We start from the raw sequence: 17,533 nt of genomic DNA on the forward strand, positions 1-17,533 counted from the left end.
CACGTCCTGGTATTGGACGAACCTCACCGCATTCGCGGTGAACCTGTCAGCGTGGGATTAGATGAGGCGTGGAGGCCGCCACAACCCGTTAGGGTCACGGACGGAGAGGGATTCGCCGTAGTGGAAGACGACCGGACGGACGAGCGCTGCTGGGCGACTGATATCGGCGCGGGCAGCTGGATGGTACAGGCTGCCGAACTGGCACTGGGCAGTGACTTTGCAGAACATGCCCTTGGCCTTGGCTTTGTCGACCGACTGGGACTTCATCGAGTCACAACCGGGCATGTCGGCGGACATGTTCGAGTCGGTGTCCATGGACATGGCTTGCTGCATCGGACACTCGCCGGTCAAGCCGCTGGCTGCCAGCCCACTGATGGGCAGCACCGCGCAAAGCAGCAAGAGGATGATGGTCCGGAGCAATTTCATAGTGTGGAGTATAGCGCGCCGATTTTATCCAAGACCAACACCGCTGCCGAAATAGGACAATCCCCCACCATAAAGATGAACAGCGCCCCGAGCAGCGCCTTGGGCCAGCGGCGTTGACTCACCGAATTGAATTGCCGCAAGTAGTGCAGTACGGTGAAGGCCGCATTCATACTTGACCTGAACTTCTCGGCTCGTTGCCGACTCGCGTTCGGCGCAATGGCACGCGGCAGCAGTCAGGAAACGACTATTTTTTCCCTCTGCGGAGCAGTCTGCGGCCTGCGCAGCCGAGTGTGAGAAACATCGCACGACCATTTTAAGCAGTGCGTGCAGGACGCCGGGCGATGGCCCGCTGAGGTTTTCTTGCAACAGGACCTCATATCTGATGCCTTCGCCGTGCCCCGACGAAGGCATTCTCGGTAGTCTGCTTTTCCGATTCAGCGCAGCGGGCAGTTCGGTAGCTTCACATGAAGGTTCTGACACGGATAAGACTTCGGCAACCGAACGGTGGAGGACATCGCTATCGGCTGCTCGGACGTGCCCATAACTCTTTGGCTTGACAGGCTCGTGCAGCCACCAAGCACGAGAATGGTCAGGAACGCCAACGCATACCGCTTCACTTTCCTTGTCGGGTTCATCACGACCATTTTCAATGGATTAAATCCAGATAACCAGCATTGGGTATGCCACTCGGATGGTGCAGTCGGCGCTGGCCTTGATACTGCCTGCACCACCGCCGCCCTTTCACGGGTCAATGCTGCGCGGCCCACTTCGGCTCGAACAGGTTGTGGAGTTCCTTATTTCGGGCGATGGTTTCCCGGCTCGGCGGGTAGTCGCGCTTGCTATTAGGCAGCATGCCATCGTGATACGCCTGAATCAGTTCTTGGCGGACCTGCTCTCGCGTCTTGCCTTGCTGAACCGTGCTTTCGGATTGGTTTACCGTCGAGGCAGGCGAGGTGTTGCCGACGGTCGATACGACGGTGTTCGGGTAGTCGTGTCCGGCGTCCGCGAATGCGGACGTGGCGGCAGTTACGGCAACGATGATGGCAGCGACAATTCGGGTATTCACGTTCTCTCTCCGTTTCGAATCGCGGGGCTGTCAAACGCAACCCCGACAGTCAACATTCTGGAGAGCGAACTCTGAATGAGCGGTGACGTGGAAATGACCTTTTGGTCACACCGCGTTCATCCGTCGGTTCGCGGGAAGCTATACGCCTTCCATAAAAAAGGAACCCGGCTGCTGAGCCGGGCTTACAAGAGATGGCTCACCGAGAAGACCGTATCTTCATAGGCGAACCACCCGCGTGGACGGACGGGGAAAATGACCTGGATTATGTGGTACCAGGCAAAGGGCTAGAAACCAGTACGGCGGCCACCATCAGAACACCGGCGAGCACGATGGACTCGATGTGAAGGACTAGGCCAAAGCGGCGAAGGAGGCCATCGGGCTCGGCTGCTGAGGGACTCTTGAGTGCAGCCATGAGTTTCGGCATCTCGAAGAAGCGATTGTGTCCGCCCAGCACTGCGGCAATCAGCACAAGCGCCAACTTGAGCAGCAGCACCTGGCCATACGTCGACACAAGAAGATTGGCAGGCGTGTTGACGCCTCGCCATCCGTTGTACGCGCCCGTGCTGAACAGGATAACGAGCGCGTACGTCGCTGCGTCCGAAAGTGATTGAACGAACGATGCGCTGCTTCGCCGCTCACTTCCCGGTGCGTCAAGCAGGTGCGGCATGACGACATAAGTTGTCACGAGCACGAGCCCGACCCATGCGCTGATAGCCAGCAGATGCAACCAGTCGACCCACACTGGCAAACTGAAAAGCCCAGAGTCCACCGGATGCCCGCCGTTACTGCGCGCCAGCGCCACGCCAGCGAGGGCGACCCACATCGCAAACGGGAAACGGGCTTCGTGACCTGAGCGCAGGAACGACAAAATCACGATGCCGAGCATGAATGTGGCCGCGACCAACCACGCATGCCCAAACCCGGTTCCAACCAGCATCGACCAAACGGCCGGTCCGGCCTCGAGCAACGTCGAATCGCCCATCAACGCGCAGTGTGCCCAAAAAGACAGCATGCTCGCGAGCAACGAAACAATCGCTGCGACGCGCAGTGTCACGGCCAGACGCCGTCCGACACGGTCTTGCCAAGCTGACGCACCGCGTGCAAGCCATTGGCTGCTGAGCAGCGCACCGACGATGACGGCGAAACCGACGTTCTGGATAGCCACCGAGGCCAGTCGGAGGACGCCGAGGAACCCTTCGTTCATCACTTCACCTTGAAGGTATACGTACCCTTGGTCTTGTGCGAATCGGCGGTCATCACGGCCCACTGCACCGTGTAGGCGCCGGATGCCAGCTTCGGCAGCGCGACGGTCATGACGTTGGGACTGGAGGCATCCACCTTCGCCTTTTCCTGCGTGACAGCCGCGCCATTTGCGTCGGAGATTTTCACCGAGCTGAACATCGGCTCGAGGCCTTCATTGAAGGTCAGCCGCACGGCTTCGGGCGTAACGTCGACCGTGCTGCCGGCGGCAGGCGTCGCACCTTTCAGTATCCCGTGTGCCAATGCTGCAACCGGCGTCAAAGCAACGACAGTCGCCGAAGCCAATCCGGCCAAATGTTTGAGAGTCAGGGCTTTCATGTTTTTTCTCGTCTCGTAGAGTCGATGCGGGGGCACGCCACAAGCGCTCCGCCGTCGGACACCGTTACTGCTTCTGCAGCTTCGTCACGGTGAGCGCGCCGTTCACGTCCTCGGCCACGAAATCAATCTTGTCGCCGACCTTGACCTGCGACAGCATGGCCGGGTCCTTCATCTTGAAGACCATCGTCATCGCTTCCATGCCGAGGTTCTCGAGCGGACCGTGCTTGATGGTCAGCTTGCCGTTGGCGGTATCGACCTTCTTGATTTCGCCGTGCGACATGCTGTTGTTCACCTCGCCGCTTTGCTTTGCAGTGGCGCTCGCGTCCGTATTTGCCGTGTCGCCTGCCGCATACGACGCCGAGGAAAATGCCAGCGCACAGCCCATCGCAATCGAAACAAATGCCTTTTTCATCGTGCTTTCTCCAGAGTTGAGGTGATGAATTCAATGGTCGGTTAGTGCCGACCTTGTTGTGTAATTCAGCTATCCGGCAGCTCGCCGGTGTATTCGTAAGCCACGGTTCCCTTGGGGTGCTTGAACCAGCCCGGGTCGCGGTAGTCATTGCGGCCGAGCCCTTGTCGCACCTTGACGACCGTGAACATGCCGCCCATTTCGAGCGGACCGAAAGGACCCGTGCCGGTCATCATCGGCAGCGTGTTGTCGGGCAGCGGCATCTCCATCTCGCCCATTGCGCCGCCGGTACTCCCCATGGCCATATAGTCGGGCACCAGCCTGTTGATGCGTTTCGCCAGGTCCTTTTGCGGCACGCCAATCAGGTTGGGGACCTGGTGCCCCATCGCGTTCATCGTGTGGTGAGATTTGTGGCAATGGAATGCCCAATCGCCCGGCCTGTCGGCCGTGAACTCGATGGCGCGCATCTGGCCGACCGCGACGTCCGCCGTCACTTCGGGCCAGCGCGCCGACGGCGGAATCCATCCGCCATCGGTGCCCGCCACTTCAAAGCTGTAGCCGTGCAGGTGAATCGGGTGGTTCGTCATCGTCAGATTGCCGAACCGGATGCGTACGCGGTCGCCCGCGCGAACCGGCAACGGGTCGATGCCGGGGAATACGCGCGAGTTGAACGTCCACATGTTGAAATCCGTCATTTCGTTGACGCGCGGCGTGTAGCTGCCGGGGTCGATGTCGTATGCGGCCAGCAGGAACACGAAGTCGCGGTCGACCGGCATCACACTGCGGTCTTTCGGATGGACAATGAACATGCCCATCATCCCCATCGCCATCTGCGTCATCTCGTCGGCGTGCGGGTGGTACATAAACGTGCCGTGCTTCTCGAGCTGGAACTCGTAGACGAATGTCTTGCCGGGCGGGATATGCGGTTGCGTCAGACCACCCACACCGTCCATTCCATTGGGCAGCAACATGCCGTGCCAGTGAACGGTCGTGTGCTCGGGCAGCTTGTTCGTGACGAAGATTCGGACCTTGTCTCCCTCGACGGCTTCGATGGTCGGACCAGGAGACTGACCGTTGTAGCCCCAGAGATTGGCTTTCATACCGGGCGCCATTTCGCGCACGACCGGCTCGGCCGTCAGATGGAATTCCTTCCAGCCATTCTTCATCCGCCACGGCAGCGTCCAGCCATTGAGCGTCGCGACCGGCGTGTACGGGCGTCCGTTGGGCGGCACGAGAGGCGGCTGCGTGGTGGCTTTCGCCATCGTGGGCGCTTCAGGCAGCGTTGCAGCGCCAGCCTTGCTGACCATTGCAGCGCCCAGAAGCGCGGCCCCCGAGCCGCTCAAAAATTGTCGACGGGACACCATGTCATTTACCTTCCGTATTTGTTGCCGGCGCCGGTTGCGCCGCAGGAGCCGAAGTAGATTGCGCGGCGGGCTGAGCCGCGTTGACCGCGCGTTCGCGCTTCGCTCCTTGAGCCTCATCCGCTCGAGGCAGACGCCCGCCGAGCGCTTGCTGGAGGTCCGTTTCCGCGAGCCAGTAGTCCTTCAGCGCATCGATGTAGCTGTTGACTGCACCGACCTGCTCGCGCGAATCGGCAAGCAGCTCGAACACGCTGGCCAGCATGCCGTTGTATCGAAGCAGCAGCTCGTCCGAGATGGTTTTGCGTAGCGGAACGACCTCGTCGCGATAGTGCCTGGCGACGTCATAGCTGGTCACATAGGCCGAGTACGACTCGCGAACCTCCGAACTGGCATCGACGGCCGTCTGCGCAAGCCGGTTTGCCGACTGCATGTAGATGGCCTCCGCGCGGGCAACCTTGGCGCTGCCGAAGTCGAAGAGGGGAATTTCCACGCTGATTTCGTAGCCGTGCTCGTGCCCCTTGTCGGTCTCGTAGTTGTTCAGATAGCCAACGTCGAGTGCATTGATGAAGCGCGTGGCCTTGCTCAGTCCCAACGACGAAGCCACGCCTTGGTTCCGTAGCTTTGCCGCCTGAATATCGAGGCGGTTCTGCATCGAGTAGCTTTCCAGGTCCTTGAGGTCTGGGCGCTCCTTTGGCAAGTCGGGCAAGCGCTCCGGAAGCTGATATTGGGTTCCCGTGCCCCACACGCCCATCGTGCGCGTGAGCTTTTCGCGTGCAGCCACGGCTTGTTGACGCGTCTTGGCCTGCTGCGCAATCGAGTCGGCATAGAAAGCCTGCTCGCGCGCGTAGTCGAGCTTGCTGAAATTGCCCGCCTGACGCATACGCAAAGCGAGCTCGGCACCGGCTTCAGCCGAATCCTTCACCTGCTCCGCGTACTTTGCCGCCTGTTCGGCGGCGACTGCGTTGACATAGGCGCGACGCGCATCGGCGGCCACCTTCAGCATCGCGTCGGCGGTTTCGAGTTTCGTCTGCTCGAACCGACGGCCTTCGATGTGCGCGGCGAACGGCAGCGTCAGAATGCTGAGAACATTGGCCGAGAATGTTCGCCCGATACTCAGGTCGCCATTGCCGGCACGCGTCCGGCTGAATGTGAAGCCGGGATTCGGCAGCCGGCCGGCCTGCACCAAGTCAGCTTCCGACAGCCCAAGCTCCGCGTAGGAAGCCTGGAGGCCGCGATTGTTCAGCAACGCGACCTGTACTGCATCATCCATCGTCAGCGGCTTTGCCAGCAGGTCTTGCGTCCGTTTGGCAACCGATTCCCGGTCAGCGTCGGTCTTGACGATGACGGCGTCCTTGCCGAGCCGCTCCGATGCCGTGGACGAGACCGTGTTGAATCCGCCATCCTTCGAAAAAGTCGTACAGCCGGCGAGGAACGCCATCACGGCAAGCCCCGTACCTATCCGCGCGGAAATGAATCGCTTTGTCATTGGGCCGCATCCCCGTGCATCGAGTGGTGCGTGCCGGTGCTGTCGGTGGGCTTCTTTGGCATGGCATCGCGCTTCATGCCGCCCTTCGCGGGTTTATCCATCACGGCCCGATTGAGTTGTTGCCACGTCGGTCCGTCGCTATCCCGATAGGGCTGGTATCCGTCGAAGGCGGACGGCACGGTGATGGCCGGCACCGAGGCCGCTGCGTCCGTGGGGTCAGGAATGGTTGTCGTCGCGTGCACGAGCGACGGCAAGGTAGCCGCCGCGCCGAACAGCGCTGCAAATATCAGTCGCATACGTTTTCTCGTCGTGAGTCGACCGGCGGTGTCCTGCGAAACCGCCAGAATGGAACGCGTCGCGGCGTACTAACCGCGACAGATGACTAGACGAGAAGGCTGCGTGGAGGTCGCTCGATGCCGTCGGTCAAGAACGACGGGGCACCGGCGGAAGGCGGGAACGGAACAGTAACGCGGGTTACATCCGAGGAATCGGCAACGACCGGAATGACGGGTAGACCGGTTCCGAAACAGCAAGACGCGCATGTTGAACACGAATGCGCGTGTTGGGTATTCCCGTGGTGATGGTGCAGATGCTCGCCGTCGGCAAGCGCCAACCCATGTGCTTCATGGTGGTGCCCCGGCATCGACTCCACTACGTGCCGGACTGCCGGTTCACCTGCTTCAGCGTGAGCAGCAATGCACTTCATCGAGATAGCAGCGAACGACTGAACCGGAAGGCTCAGTGCCAGCAATACGACGATGAAGAGTTTGCGCCAATACGACATGGTTGCGGAGTCTAGCACGCGGCCATCAGGCTCGATAGGTCGAGAAGGTGTCAGGGTGTAACTGGCATCGGGCTCACCCGGTTCCGATGTACGGCCGAAGCTTATAGCTACCAGCGTGACGACGGCGTGGCCGCAAAATGACCGAATTTTCACACAGCACTCCACGCGACGGCATGCATCTGGGGCCGGATGACCGTTTCGGGCGTTTCATGAAAAAATCGTCATCCAATGGTCATTTTTCGCGCATGTCGGGCCTCGTAAGCTCCGGCAGTGAACTGTCCAGCCTGACCAACAGCCAGCTCGCTCAACCATGCGAATACTCATTGTCGAAGACGAACTCAAAATGGCGTCGTACCTCCGGAAGGGATTGATGGAGGCGAGCTACACGGTCGATGTCGCCGAGAACGGCAGGGACGGACTGTTCCTGGCCCTGCACGAGGACTTCGACCTTATCGTGCTGGACGTCATGCTGCCCGAGATGGACGGCTTCGAGGTGCTCAAGCGCCTTCGGGGTCAGAAGCAGACCCCAGTGCTCCTCCTCACGGCACGCGAAGCAATTGAGGACAAGGTCACCGGACTCGAACTCGGGGCCGACGACTATCTGCTGAAGCCCTTCGCCTACGCCGAGTTTCTCGCTCGCATCCGGTCGTTGCTGCGTCGTGCTCCACGCAATGTCCGCGACATCCTGCTGGTCGCCGACCTCGAAGTAGACCTCATCAAGCGGCGCGTGCGCCGCGGCGAGAATCGTATCGACTTGACTGCCCAGGAATTCGCATTGCTGCAGTTGCTCGCGGAACGCGAAGGCGAAGTGCTGACCCGTACGTTCATCACTTCCCAGATTTGGGACATGAACTTCGACAGTGACACGAATGTCGTCGATGCGGCCATCAAGCGACTACGCGCCAAATTGGACAATGCATACGAGAAGAAGCTCATCCATACGATTCGGGGAATGGGCTATGTGCTGGAGGACCGCTCGTGACCGACCGTTCGGCCCCGTATTCGCTGCTCCGGCGGCTAACCCTCGCGTTCGCGGTGGTTGCGGCGCTCGTATTCGCGCTGACGGGCACCTACCTCTATCGGTCTCTGTCTGCGGAGCTGAAGCGGCGTGACGATATCGAAATTTCCGGCAAGCTCAGCCAATTCCTTCAGCTCGTCCGGGCGAGCGGTTCGGCGGCAGCCGTGCGCGCGGACCCAGCAGTTTTCCACGAAGTGCTGCTGTCGCATCCCGGGGTATATCTCGCCATTTACGACGGACAGAACAAACCATTAGTCGAACATACCGACAAGCCCGGCGGGACACTGAAATCTGTCATCGAAGACCGACATTCCGCCCGCGTGGCCTATACGTGCGCCCCCATCGGTATTGGGACATCCCGGTGCATAAGTGCAGAGGAGAAACTGCCATCGGGTGAAATCGTTCGTGTAGCGCTCGTGCGAACTGCCACCGACCGGTACTCGTTGCTCGAGAGCTACCGTGTAGATATCTGGGTTGCGGTAGCCGCCGGTGCGTTTCTCGTCGGAGCGCTAGGCTATGCAGTGGCACGTCGAGGGTTACGGCCGGTCAAGACCCTCGGTCGACAGACTTCGAACATTGAGGCACACAATCTAAGCGAACGTCTCGATATACGAGGCGGCCCTGTCGAGCTTCACGAACTTGCCGCCTCGGTCAACCGTATGCTGGACCGTCTGGAACGGGCGTTCGCACGCCTTTCCCAGTTCTCGTCGGACCTCGCCCATGACATGCGAACCCCGCTCGCGAACGTCATCAGTTCGTCCCAAATTACGCTGTCGCGCCCCAGGACCACCGACGAATACGAGGCGCTCATCGACTCCAACATCGAGGAGTGCGAACGCCTGCAGCGAATGATTGAGAACATGCTGTTTCTCGCGCGCACCACCAACGCCCAACAGCATCTCAAACTATCCGACATCGATGCGGCGGCTGAGCTGCGGCGGCTAGCTTCGTACTTCCAAAGCATCGCGGAGGACAAGGACGTCAACATCATCGTCGAGGGAGCCGACCAGGTCTCCGCTGACGCAACGCTCTTCAGACGTGCGGTCAGCAACCTGGTTTCGAACGCGCTCGACCATGCCTTCCCGGGCTCGACCGTAAGGCTGAAGTCAACGCACTCGGCTCAATACACGGTAATCGAGGTAACGAATCAAGGAAACTTGATTGCGCCGGAACACCTCGACAAAATTTTTGAGAGATTCTATCGAGTGGACCCATCGCGACACGGTTCGTCAAAGAATGCCGGCCTCGGGCTCGCTATCGTCAAGTCCATCATGGAACTTCACCGAGGCAAAGTGGAAGTGACAAGTGGCGATGCCGGAACGACCTTTGCATTGCAGTTTCCCAACAATTCCACCGCTTGACGCAATGCTCAACGCCTACTGCCAGTGGTCGTTCTTGGCGCCTCGAACAGGGAATGGAATGTGCTCCCTTGACGCCCCTCTGTTGAGGGTGAAGCCGTAGAGCCCCTGTCGTTCATGCGTTGCTACATCCGAGGTGGAATATGCGAACCCAATTTCTTCGTCAACGGTCTGGCCAGAGGCGATTGTTTAGCCAGGCGAAGAATACGCCGGTCGCGAAGAACCACACGGCAAATACAACGAGCGGTACGGTAACAGCCCACAACGAGAGCGGCTCATTGGTCTGTAGCGGTCGTCACGACGAGCCGATCGGTCGTCTCGTCGGTGCCTTCGAGACACCTTTTCCTGGAGGCCTGCGGAGCGTGGAAACGGGTCAGCCCCGCGCCCATGCGGCGATCAGTCGCTTCTCCAGCGCCTCATAGCTTTCGTGGGCCAGCCACATCCGGCGGAAGGTCTTGCGCAAGCCGCCGAACGGCGTTTGGTCGTTCCACCACAGCTTCAGCCAGGCTGGCGCGTAAAGCGTCTTGCTGGCGGACAGCTTGGGCCCTTCGAACCCTACGCTCGCCTCCACTTTCAGCCCCCCTTCGCCATCCGCCAGCTTCGAGAAGGGTGTTAGCAGCGCCTGCGCCTGCGCCCTAGCGGCCTTCGCCAAATCGGCGGTCTGTGCCGCCTGTATCCCATCCCCACGGATCAGCGCCGCCGCCTGGTGATAGGAGTCGCCCTCGTTCGTGTTGGCGAAGTCCAGCGCCTGCTTCAGCAGGTCGGCGGCCGTCACCGTGTCGGGAGCCTTTGCCAGCAGATAAGGCAGCACCGGGGGCAGCGCGTCTAGCCGGCGTGCGCTCGCACGCGTCCCATGCAGGCCTTGCTCGGCCGCCGTGAACACCGCCTCCTCTTCTTCATGCGTCACACCGCCCGTGGTGGGTGGCGCGGCGGTCAGCGCTAGGTACAAGCGCGAGCGCTTGGGCTGCATGATGTGGTCGGTGACACTCGCCTGCGCGAAGCCGCTGAAAATAAGTCCGCCCAGCAGGAACTGCGCCGCCAGTTGCGTCGCCGGGTCTAGTTGCGCCGCCTGAGCTAGCCACCCCTCCTGGTTGCCGTCATCCAGACGCGGCCGCCACTGGTAGCGCAGCGCGTTCAACTCAGCCAGTTGGTGGCCGAACTGCGCAATGCGGCCGAGGTCCATCGCCGCCAGCAACCGCAGCGCGCCCATCTTGACCGATTCATAGGCTCGGTAGCCGATCGTCACCGGCAGCGCCTTGTCTCCGAGCAACGTTCCGATCGGCATCGGCACCGAGTCCTTGTCGAAGGTGTATTCGTAGTCGATCAGCGGCATCCGGTCATACGCGACCAACAAGTCGAAGAATTCGATCAGCCCTCCAATGTTGTCGCGAAGCGCGGTCATCACCTCCAAGTCCGAGGCCGCGAGCGCCTTGGCTCCCTTGGCTCCGTTCGCGAACACCTCGCCCGCGCGCAGGATCATCGGATCCGGAACGAAGGAGACCGTGTTGGCGAAGGCCTGCCAACCGGCGACGGAGTGCTCGGTTACCTGCATCGTCATCACTTCTCCTTTCTCAACCTCTGCATTGGAGCTACTCCCACGGTCATGTGCGATCCGACTGGCGGCCAACCGAGCGCCTTCATGCTATAGCCGGCGCCGCAGCGCATGGCGGTAGTGCGGGCAGCTCGCGGTAGATGCAGCCGATGACCTGAATGCCGGGAATGGCCATGACGGCCTTGCCGGTCTGCGTGCTCGATGAAAAGCTGGCGCCGTTGAGTATCCACGGGCCAAAATGCGTGCTGCTGCTGGCCGCAGTGCGGTCGGATTCGGACCAGTCGGACTCCAGCTTGACGTCCGATGTCAGCAGTAGCGCGACAGGCAAACCCGTCATCCGATCGGCCGTAGCCTCGGCCACCAGGGCACCGCGCTCCATGCCCGGCACGCACCAATTGGCCAGGGTCAACAGCAGCTCGCTCCACCAAGGTAAACGCGACAACTCGACCACGCGGTAGCGCATGTCCAGCGAGAAGGCGTTCGCGGCGACGGTCTGAGTCGATGCCGTGTCGGCGGCGGCGCAAATGGCCTGCGACATTTCGAACGCCTGGAGCGCGTTGATGCGCGCCCGCGGCACCGATTGGATGGCCAGCGGCGCACGCGTCGCGGGAGCCGTGGCGGTGACGGCGGCTTGGATGGCTTGCGGCATCAACAAGGCCGATACCGGTCGCTCGACTGTCGGCACGGGATGCGCTGGGACCGATTCGACGATCGAACTGGAAGCGATCCTCGCCGCGGCCAAAGACGCTCTCATCGCGATCGGCTGCCGCAGGATCGCGATGGGTTCGCTCAATGATGGAGGCGAGGAAGCCGCTGCAGGTGCGGCGGCTGCCGCGACCACGTGCAGGGGCTGGTTAAGCAACAATTGGGTCGCCAGCCCCGGTGGCAGGTGCAGCTGGTCCACGGTGGCGAAGCGCGAGACGAACTGATCGCTGTCCTCGACGTGCACCGCGGCCATCGTGCGCCAGGCCCACAGTGGTGGACGCACACCGCCCTGCATCGGCGGAAGCTCGGGGGGGCGCCGTCGCTCTCCGGGTCCGTCGGGCCCTGTGTCGGTGCGGTCCACCTGAGTTTGGCCTGTCTGCAGGATGCAATGCGGCCACTGCGGTAGTTGCGCCGGGTCGTACCAATCCAGCGGCGCGGTCGCCACGCTGGTGTCGCCACCAAGGTTTTCCGCCGCCTGGCTGCGCGCGCGCTGAAACCCCTTCTGCTCATCGCTGTCCGGGGCCGCAAGCGATTGGGCCTGAGTGGCCAAGGCTTCCATCAGCGTCGTCGCGGTCCAGGGGGTGGCTTGGGCGAGGTTCTCGGGCCTGAGGACCAAGGCCAAAGGATCTGCGACCACCGACAGCCAGTGGTTGATGCGAGCCGGGTTGAACTGCCCGTCGCTCAAGAAGGACTCCGGCTGAACCGCCACGCCGGTGCCCAGAAAGGCCAGCGTGTGGCTCGTCCCGGGTGGCGCATTGAACTGCGCCAGAAGGAATTCCTTCAGGCTCTGCGCCAACTGGTCGATTGCCGAGGTGTCCATGCGGATGCTCCCTTGCTGGATTCGCGGGTTGCTGCAGGCTCGGGCCGCCCTAGCCGGCCGGCGCCGGCGCCGGGGCCGGGCCGGGCGTGGGTGCTGGTGCACTCTGCTTGGTGCCATCGATCTTGGGCGCCACCGGCACGATTTCGCCGACCCAACCGACGATCTGGCAGCCGTTGATCGCGAGTGTCCCGTGGTTGGCGTCTCCGCTGTAGTACCAGGAGCCCGCGGCGCTGGAGGACTCGGAATCCGAGCCCGACCAATCCGCGTTGTCGTGGCTGACCGTGCCTCCCAGGCAGAGGAAACCGACGCCACCGCTAACGTGGCTGCTGCTCGACTCACCCTCGGACGAAGCGTCGCGGCAGAACTGGCTCATCTGGTTGCCCGTGTCGCCCCAGCCGTCGGCGGTGATCTTGACGTTGCGCACGACCAGGAACTGCGTCGGGATCATCGGCAGCAGGTGCTTGTCGTCGTCGCCCTTTTGGCCGCCGATGGTGCCGTCGCTGACGACCTGGTCCTTCTCGCCGGGCAGATACCAGCCGTCGATGACGAACAGCTCGCGCAGCAGCCAGGGGCGATAGATGTCGCACAGGCCGAATTCGATCTGAATGCTCACGTTGCTCATCGAATGGCTGAACGAGCTGCTCTGCGACGAGGAGCCTTGCGAGCCTTGGTGCTGATCGGAATCGCTGTGGCCCCCGCTGGCGCCGAAGGTCACGCCGAAGATCATGCCGCCGCCACCGCCACTAGTCGACGAGGAATGGCCTTGATACCAGCTCGACGCCTGTTGGGCGCAGCGCGATTGCCCGTAGGCGAGGAATTGGGAATTCGAGGCCGTGATCGTCGTGAAACCGTTCTCCTTGTCGTTCGGGTCGTACCAGGTGGACGGCATCACCTGGGTGTAGGGGACACCGACCGCGACGCCACCGGCCAAGGACAGGCTCCACGCATCGAACAGGCTGCGCGCCTGCGCCAAGAAGTGATTGCCGATCGAGCCGCCGATGCCTTTGACCGTCTCCAGCGCGTTCTCGATCTTCTCGGCATTGGCCGAGCGCCAATCGTCGTAGGCGTTGTCCACGGCAGCCTTCAGCGCCTTGGAGGCGACCGGCCAGGCCTGGCCGAGCGCGGCGTTGGACATGGCCGCAGCCTGCGCATTGGCGAAGTCCGCTTCCGCTTGGGTATAGGCGAGGCGCAATTGCTGGTAGGTCTTATAGTCGCGCGTGTGTCCCTTTTGCTGTCCGGCGTCGTCGAAGACGTACAAGACGTGCATCGCATCGTCGATCTGCTTCTGGATATTCGCCGGCAACGGCGGCGCGGGAATGCCCTGGGCCTTGGTGATGATGGCCTCGTAGGAGCTGCTGAGCGTCCCGGCGCTGGTGAACGGACGGTAGGAGCCGTCGTCGGTGACGCGCATCATCTGGTCGAACTTGGTCGCGATGTTGCGCGCGCTGGCCAGCGCGTGTTGCAGCTTCTCGTCCACGACCGGCGCCGCCGCAGGCGCGCCGGGGGCCGGCGCAGGCGCTGCAGCGAGCGCGGAGGTACCGAGCTTGCCGTCGTCCTGCATGTCCGCCGCAGAATCGCCGCCGGCGGGATCCCAAGCATAAGAGAAGTCGCGTGGATCGATCGGATCACCCAGCGGTCGCACCATCACGCACACGTCGCGCAGCGGTTCACCGTTCTTGCCTTTGCTGGGCCCGCCGATGATCTTCTCGATCATCTGGCGCAGCAGATCTTGCAGGGCATCTGCCAGTGCGCCGGCCTTCTGCATCGAGTCGTCGATATCAGGCATGTTCAAACTCCGTGAGGAAGTGGTGGTGGTGTCGAGGATTCAGTGCGCCAGGCTGGCGATGACCGCCCCGTAGTAGTTGTCGATGAAGGCCTGTTTGGGCACCTTCAGGTCGACCTTGTTGTTCCCCCATGTCCAGACGGACAGCAGGACGATGTCGCCGTTGAGCTGTGGCACGACGCCGCTGAGCAGGACGACGTAGTGGTTGGGGAACTGGTTCAAGAGGAACGTGCGGTCGAAGGGCACACTGCTGTCGGCCGCCGCAAGCAGGCTCACGTTGATCAGCAGGATTACATCGGTGCCCTCGGCCAGATCGATGTCCATGGCATGCGGAAGACCGGCGACGGTAGCCCAGTTGCCCTCGTTGCGCACGCGCGAGTAGATGCCAGTGGCGGTCATCCAGGCCGCGACCTCCTCGGGGCGCGTCATGCCAGCCAGGGTTTGCTGTGGATCCCCAACCCAGGCGGGCTGCCAGAACACGTTGGTGGTGTTGCGAAGCGCGCCGAGAAACATCCAATCTGCGGGATCCGTTCCGGTGTCCCCGAGCGTGCTCAGGTCTTGGTTGAGCAGCGCATCGCTGGGTTGGATCGCCAGCGTGCCGATGGACGACTTTCCCGTCTCGAACAGGACGGTCGCGTAATTGACGAAGGCGACCGGGTCGCGCGCGGCCCAGCAGCACATGACGCTGGCCGGCCCGCACAGGTTCAGATGACCCTGTTGGATGCTACGCGGGTTGTCGACGACATCGTCCAGGCGCTTGGCGACCGCATCACGCGAGAGCGAGCGCCAGGCGCCGGCGCCATCGGCCGCGCGAAACGTGTCCACGAGCTGATGGGCATCGTCTCGGCTCGACTTTGTCAACGTGTCGGCGGCCCGCATGTCCTTCATGAAGTCGGACAACTGCTCGCCGTCGGTGAAATACGACGCATCGGGTGTGTCAGGCATGGCGGTCTCGCTGGGATGATGAGGTTGTCGGTCCGCGGACTTCGAACGGCCACTGGGCGCGCAGGTCATCGACCGAGCCCGCGAACTGGCTGCGATCGCACGTGCCGACGCCATCGACATCGTGCGGCATCGGGCCGACGTTGCCATCGGTGAATTGCCACAAGGTGCAGTGGTCCCAGCCCGGCGGCAGGACCGGCGCCGGGCCGTACTGGGCCAGCCACAGCGCGCAGCAGGCCAACACCGAATCGGCTTGGCCGTTCAGCATTTCCCTGAGCGCGTGACCGGCATAGAGCACGGCGTACCGGCCGACCACTTGGCGGAACAGGCCCACGAAGTCCCACGCTTGGCTGAGGCTCATGCTGGAGCCGTGAGGATTGGGTACGAAGTCCAGGCACACCAGGTCGCCAGGCTCGGGATTCGCCGTCTTGAGGTAGTTTGTTGTCGAGTTGGGCGTGGATGTCGTCGCCCGTGCCGAAGTTGTAGGAGCCCCACGGGCAGTTCAGGCCACGGGCGGCCTGCTTGAACTTTGTATAAGTCGCGTCGATGCCGCTGGCACCGTTCGTGGCCTTGGAGATGATGGCGACAATGTCGTCACGCTGGACCAGCGCGAGCTGAATGTGGGCGATCCGAAACATGTCCGCGGTCTCTTCGATCTCCGCCAGCCAGTACTTAGCGATGCCGTCCACGGTGTCGGCCGCGTTCGGATGGCTCGTCAGGTATCGAGCGATCGTCTGGGCGATTCGGTTGGGCACGTCATCGTCCTGCGTCATGTTCATCCCGGCGGATACGCGACAGTGGCTGATACCACTCCTTACGCAAGCGCCATGCCACGCGGCGGGGCGGCCGCAGACGGTTTAGCTGTCAGGGGATGGGCGTGGCGACAGATGGTCGGGTGGGGGGAAAATCACCTCATCCCGGGATGCACGGGATGCCCGTCGTTCGTTGTGCCGCGACGTGCGGCGCGTTGGGTGGGCGGGCCGCATCCCCGGGGGAAAATCCCCCCGGCTGACGAAAGCGGAGCCCGCGCGATGGGCAAAGCAGCGCGCGGAGACGGTGATGAGGACGATGGGGACGAAGAATAAAAACGGACCTGGCGACGAGGTCGATCGCAAAAGCTACGACGCACGCGAACAGAAAAGCTACGACGCAGGCAAACACGCCCACGCCATGCGCACCCCATCGGTCATTCAGGATTGTGCTGCGCCGCGCCCGTAAAGCGTTGACGCTCGATCCCGTGCTTCCTGAGCAGCTTGCCGATGTCGCTGCGATCCTTGCCGGACAATCGCGACGCGAGGCTCAGGTTGCCGCCGGAGCGTGACAGCAGCGCGAACATGTAGGTCCGCTCGAATTCCGCGACGGCCCGGGCCTTCGCGGCCTTGAACGATTCGTCCGCGGACACCGGGGCCGGGAAGAGTGCCACCGGGCCGGATCCGTCGTCGGCGGGCGTCAGATCGATGTGCCGAGCGTCCCCGGCGAGAACGTATTCGCGCTGGATCAGGTTTTCGAGCTCGCGCACGTTGCCGGGCCACGCATGCCGGTTCAGCGCCTCACGGGAGCTCGCCAGCAGCGCCTTGACCGGTCCGTTTCCCTGCCGGTTCAGGCGCTCGACGAAGGTCTCGGCCAGCACCGTGACGTCGCCCGCACGCTCCCTGAGCGGCGGCAGATTCAACGGCAGCACATCCAGGCGATACAGCAGATCGCAGCGGAACAGGCCCTTCCTGGCGAGCACGGCGAGGTCGAGATTGGTCGCGGCAATCACGCGCACGTCGGCGTTGCGCAGCAGCGTGCCGCCTACGGGACGATACTCGCGATCCTGCAGGAAACGCAGCAGCGCGACCTGCGCGCGCGCGCTGAGGGCCTCGACCTCGTCCAGAAACAACGTGCCGCCCCGCGCTTCCGTGATCAGCCCGTGCCGTGTTTCCCGCGCGTCGGTGAATGCGCCGCGTACGTGGCCGAACAGCTCGCTCTCGATCAGATGCTCGGGAATCGCGCCGCTGTTGACCGGCACGAACGGCAGGTCGCGCCGGCCGCTCAGATAGTGCAGCGCGCGCGCCGCGAGTTCCTTGCCGGTACCGGTTTCCCCCTTGATCAGAACGGCCGCTGTGCTGTTCGCGTACTTGCGTATCAACTCGAGCGCCGCCAGAAAGCACGGCGATTGACCGATCAGGTTCAGCCGCGCGAAATCGTTCATGACGTGGTTCCCCCGTGGCGGCATCGTGAAATGCCTATTCGAGTTATGCGC

At 62.4% G+C, this 17,533-nt stretch carries 17 protein-coding genes; 2 read left to right on the plus strand and 15 right to left on the minus strand.

Features of this window, described 5'->3' with window-relative positions:
- Positions 1–57: 57 nt before the first annotated feature.
- The 9 genes from DID96_RS12395 to DID96_RS12430 form a co-directional block, all read right to left on the minus strand.
- A complete protein-coding gene (locus DID96_RS12395; RefSeq protein WP_124599618.1) occupies positions 58–426 on the minus strand; it encodes a hypothetical protein in 369 nt (122 codons plus the stop codon).
- Entirely contained in the window at positions 423–596 is a 174-nt protein-coding gene (locus DID96_RS38275) for a hypothetical protein (protein WP_185732236.1), read from the minus strand. Before DID96_RS38275 ends, DID96_RS12395 begins: the two co-directional genes overlap by 4 nt.
- 578 nt (positions 597–1,174) lie before the next feature.
- Positions 1,175–1,492 (minus strand): DUF4148 domain-containing protein, encoded by a 318-nt coding sequence (locus DID96_RS12400; RefSeq protein WP_124599619.1) that lies wholly within the window; start codon positions 1,490–1,492, stop codon positions 1,175–1,177.
- A gap of 262 nt (positions 1,493–1,754) precedes the next feature.
- Complete coding sequence (locus tag DID96_RS12405) at positions 1,755–2,696, minus strand: copper resistance D family protein (RefSeq protein WP_124599620.1); 942 nt, start codon at positions 2,694–2,696, stop codon at positions 1,755–1,757.
- On the minus strand, positions 2,696–3,070 hold the full coding sequence (gene copC, locus DID96_RS12410) for a copper homeostasis periplasmic binding protein CopC (RefSeq protein ID WP_124599621.1): 375 nt from the start codon (positions 3,068–3,070) through the stop codon (positions 2,696–2,698). Before copC ends, DID96_RS12405 begins: the two co-directional genes overlap by 1 nt.
- Before the next feature lie 64 nt (positions 3,071–3,134).
- The gene (locus DID96_RS12415) at positions 3,135–3,482 is read right to left on the minus strand and encodes a copper-binding protein (RefSeq protein ID WP_124599622.1); all 348 of its coding nucleotides are present in this window, start codon (positions 3,480–3,482) and stop codon (positions 3,135–3,137) included.
- Positions 3,483–3,547: 65 nt separating this feature from the next.
- Positions 3,548–4,843: a copper oxidase gene (locus tag DID96_RS12420; RefSeq protein WP_124599623.1), complete on the minus strand. Its 1,296-nt coding sequence runs from the start codon at positions 4,841–4,843 to the stop codon at positions 3,548–3,550.
- Position 4,844: 1 nt separating this feature from the next.
- A complete protein-coding gene (locus DID96_RS12425; protein ID WP_124599624.1) occupies positions 4,845–6,326 on the minus strand; it encodes a TolC family protein in 1,482 nt (493 codons plus the stop codon).
- Entirely contained in the window at positions 6,323–6,622 is a 300-nt protein-coding gene (locus DID96_RS12430; RefSeq protein WP_124599625.1) for a hypothetical protein, read from the minus strand. Before DID96_RS12430 ends, DID96_RS12425 begins: the two co-directional genes overlap by 4 nt.
- Before the next feature lie 798 nt (positions 6,623–7,420).
- On the opposite strand from DID96_RS12430, the gene DID96_RS12440 reads away from it, so the two are divergent.
- Together DID96_RS12440 and DID96_RS12445 are read left to right on the plus strand one after the other, a co-directional pair.
- Positions 7,421–8,092 carry a heavy metal response regulator transcription factor gene (locus DID96_RS12440; protein ID WP_124599626.1) on the plus strand — a complete coding sequence of 224 codons (672 nt, stop codon included), beginning with the start codon at positions 7,421–7,423 and terminating at the stop codon, positions 8,090–8,092.
- On the plus strand, positions 8,089–9,489 hold the full coding sequence (locus DID96_RS12445; protein WP_124599627.1) for a heavy metal sensor histidine kinase: 1,401 nt from the start codon (positions 8,089–8,091) through the stop codon (positions 9,487–9,489). The genes DID96_RS12440 and DID96_RS12445 overlap by 4 nt, the downstream gene beginning before the upstream one ends.
- Positions 9,490–9,859: 370 nt before the next feature.
- Here DID96_RS12445 and DID96_RS12450 read toward each other — a convergent pair whose 3' ends face one another.
- The 6 genes from DID96_RS12450 to DID96_RS12475 all read right to left on the minus strand — a co-directional run bounded on the left by DID96_RS12450 (position 9,860) and on the right by DID96_RS12475 (position 17,482).
- On the minus strand, positions 9,860–11,044 hold the full coding sequence (locus DID96_RS12450) for a hypothetical protein (RefSeq protein ID WP_124599628.1): 1,185 nt from the start codon (positions 11,042–11,044) through the stop codon (positions 9,860–9,862).
- 79 nt (positions 11,045–11,123) lie between these two features.
- Positions 11,124–12,563, minus strand: a complete 1,440-nt coding sequence (locus DID96_RS12455) for a hypothetical protein (RefSeq protein ID WP_124599629.1) — start codon at positions 12,561–12,563, stop codon at positions 11,124–11,126.
- A 49-nt stretch (positions 12,564–12,612) separates the two neighbouring features.
- Positions 12,613–14,349 carry a hypothetical protein gene (locus tag DID96_RS12460; protein ID WP_124599630.1) on the minus strand — a complete coding sequence of 579 codons (1,737 nt, stop codon included), beginning with the start codon at positions 14,347–14,349 and terminating at the stop codon, positions 12,613–12,615.
- 39 nt (positions 14,350–14,388) lie between these two features.
- Positions 14,389–15,291, minus strand: coding sequence for a hypothetical protein (locus DID96_RS12465; RefSeq protein ID WP_124599631.1), 903 nt, complete (start codon positions 15,289–15,291; stop codon positions 14,389–14,391).
- Positions 15,284–15,649, minus strand: coding sequence for a hypothetical protein (locus DID96_RS38280; RefSeq protein ID WP_185732237.1), 366 nt, complete (start codon positions 15,647–15,649; stop codon positions 15,284–15,286). The genes DID96_RS12465 and DID96_RS38280 overlap by 8 nt, the downstream gene beginning before the upstream one ends.
- Positions 15,650–16,474: 825 nt before the next feature.
- On the minus strand, positions 16,475–17,482 hold the full coding sequence (locus DID96_RS12475) for a sigma 54-interacting transcriptional regulator (RefSeq protein WP_124599633.1): 1,008 nt from the start codon (positions 17,480–17,482) through the stop codon (positions 16,475–16,477).
- Positions 17,483–17,533: the final 51 nt, after the last annotated feature.

This window comes from Burkholderia sp. Bp8963, from assembly GCF_003854275.1.
In the GTDB taxonomy this organism is placed as follows: domain Bacteria; phylum Pseudomonadota; class Gammaproteobacteria; order Burkholderiales; family Burkholderiaceae; genus Burkholderia.

What these genes read in the sequence shown, in the direction of transcription:
- DID96_RS12455 (WP_124599629.1), bottom strand. Translation starts at nt 12,563, where the DNA reads ATGGACACCTCGGCAATCGACCAGTTGGCGCAGAGCCTGAAGGAATTC.
- DID96_RS12415 (WP_124599622.1), bottom strand. Translation starts at nt 3,482, where the DNA reads ATGAAAAAGGCATTTGTTTCGATTGCGATGGGCTGTGCGCTGGCATTT.
- DID96_RS12430 (WP_124599625.1), bottom strand. Translation starts at nt 6,622, where the DNA reads ATGCGACTGATATTTGCAGCGCTGTTCGGCGCGGCGGCTACCTTGCCG.
- DID96_RS12405 (WP_124599620.1), bottom strand. Translation starts at nt 2,696, where the DNA reads ATGAACGAAGGGTTCCTCGGCGTCCTCCGACTGGCCTCGGTGGCTATC.
- DID96_RS12450 (WP_124599628.1), bottom strand. Translation starts at nt 11,044, where the DNA reads ATGACGATGCAGGTAACCGAGCACTCCGTCGCCGGTTGGCAGGCCTTC.
- DID96_RS12475 (WP_124599633.1), bottom strand. Translation starts at nt 17,482, where the DNA reads ATGAACGATTTCGCGCGGCTGAACCTGATCGGTCAATCGCCGTGCTTT.
- copC (WP_124599621.1), bottom strand. Translation starts at nt 3,070, where the DNA reads ATGAAAGCCCTGACTCTCAAACATTTGGCCGGATTGGCTTCGGCGACT.
- DID96_RS38280 (WP_185732237.1), bottom strand. Translation starts at nt 15,649, where the DNA reads ATGAGCCTCAGCCAAGCGTGGGACTTCGTGGGCCTGTTCCGCCAAGTG.
- DID96_RS12440 (WP_124599626.1), top strand. Translation starts at nt 7,421, where the DNA reads ATGCGAATACTCATTGTCGAAGACGAACTCAAAATGGCGTCGTACCTC.
- DID96_RS12395 (WP_124599618.1), bottom strand. Translation starts at nt 426, where the DNA reads ATGAAATTGCTCCGGACCATCATCCTCTTGCTGCTTTGCGCGGTGCTG.
- DID96_RS12425 (WP_124599624.1), bottom strand. Translation starts at nt 6,326, where the DNA reads ATGACAAAGCGATTCATTTCCGCGCGGATAGGTACGGGGCTTGCCGTG.
- DID96_RS38275 (WP_185732236.1), bottom strand. Translation starts at nt 596, where the DNA reads ATGAATGCGGCCTTCACCGTACTGCACTACTTGCGGCAATTCAATTCG.
- DID96_RS12460 (WP_124599630.1), bottom strand. Translation starts at nt 14,349, where the DNA reads ATGCCTGATATCGACGACTCGATGCAGAAGGCCGGCGCACTGGCAGAT.
- DID96_RS12465 (WP_124599631.1), bottom strand. Translation starts at nt 15,291, where the DNA reads ATGCCTGACACACCCGATGCGTCGTATTTCACCGACGGCGAGCAGTTG.
- DID96_RS12420 (WP_124599623.1), bottom strand. Translation starts at nt 4,843, where the DNA reads ATGGTGTCCCGTCGACAATTTTTGAGCGGCTCGGGGGCCGCGCTTCTG.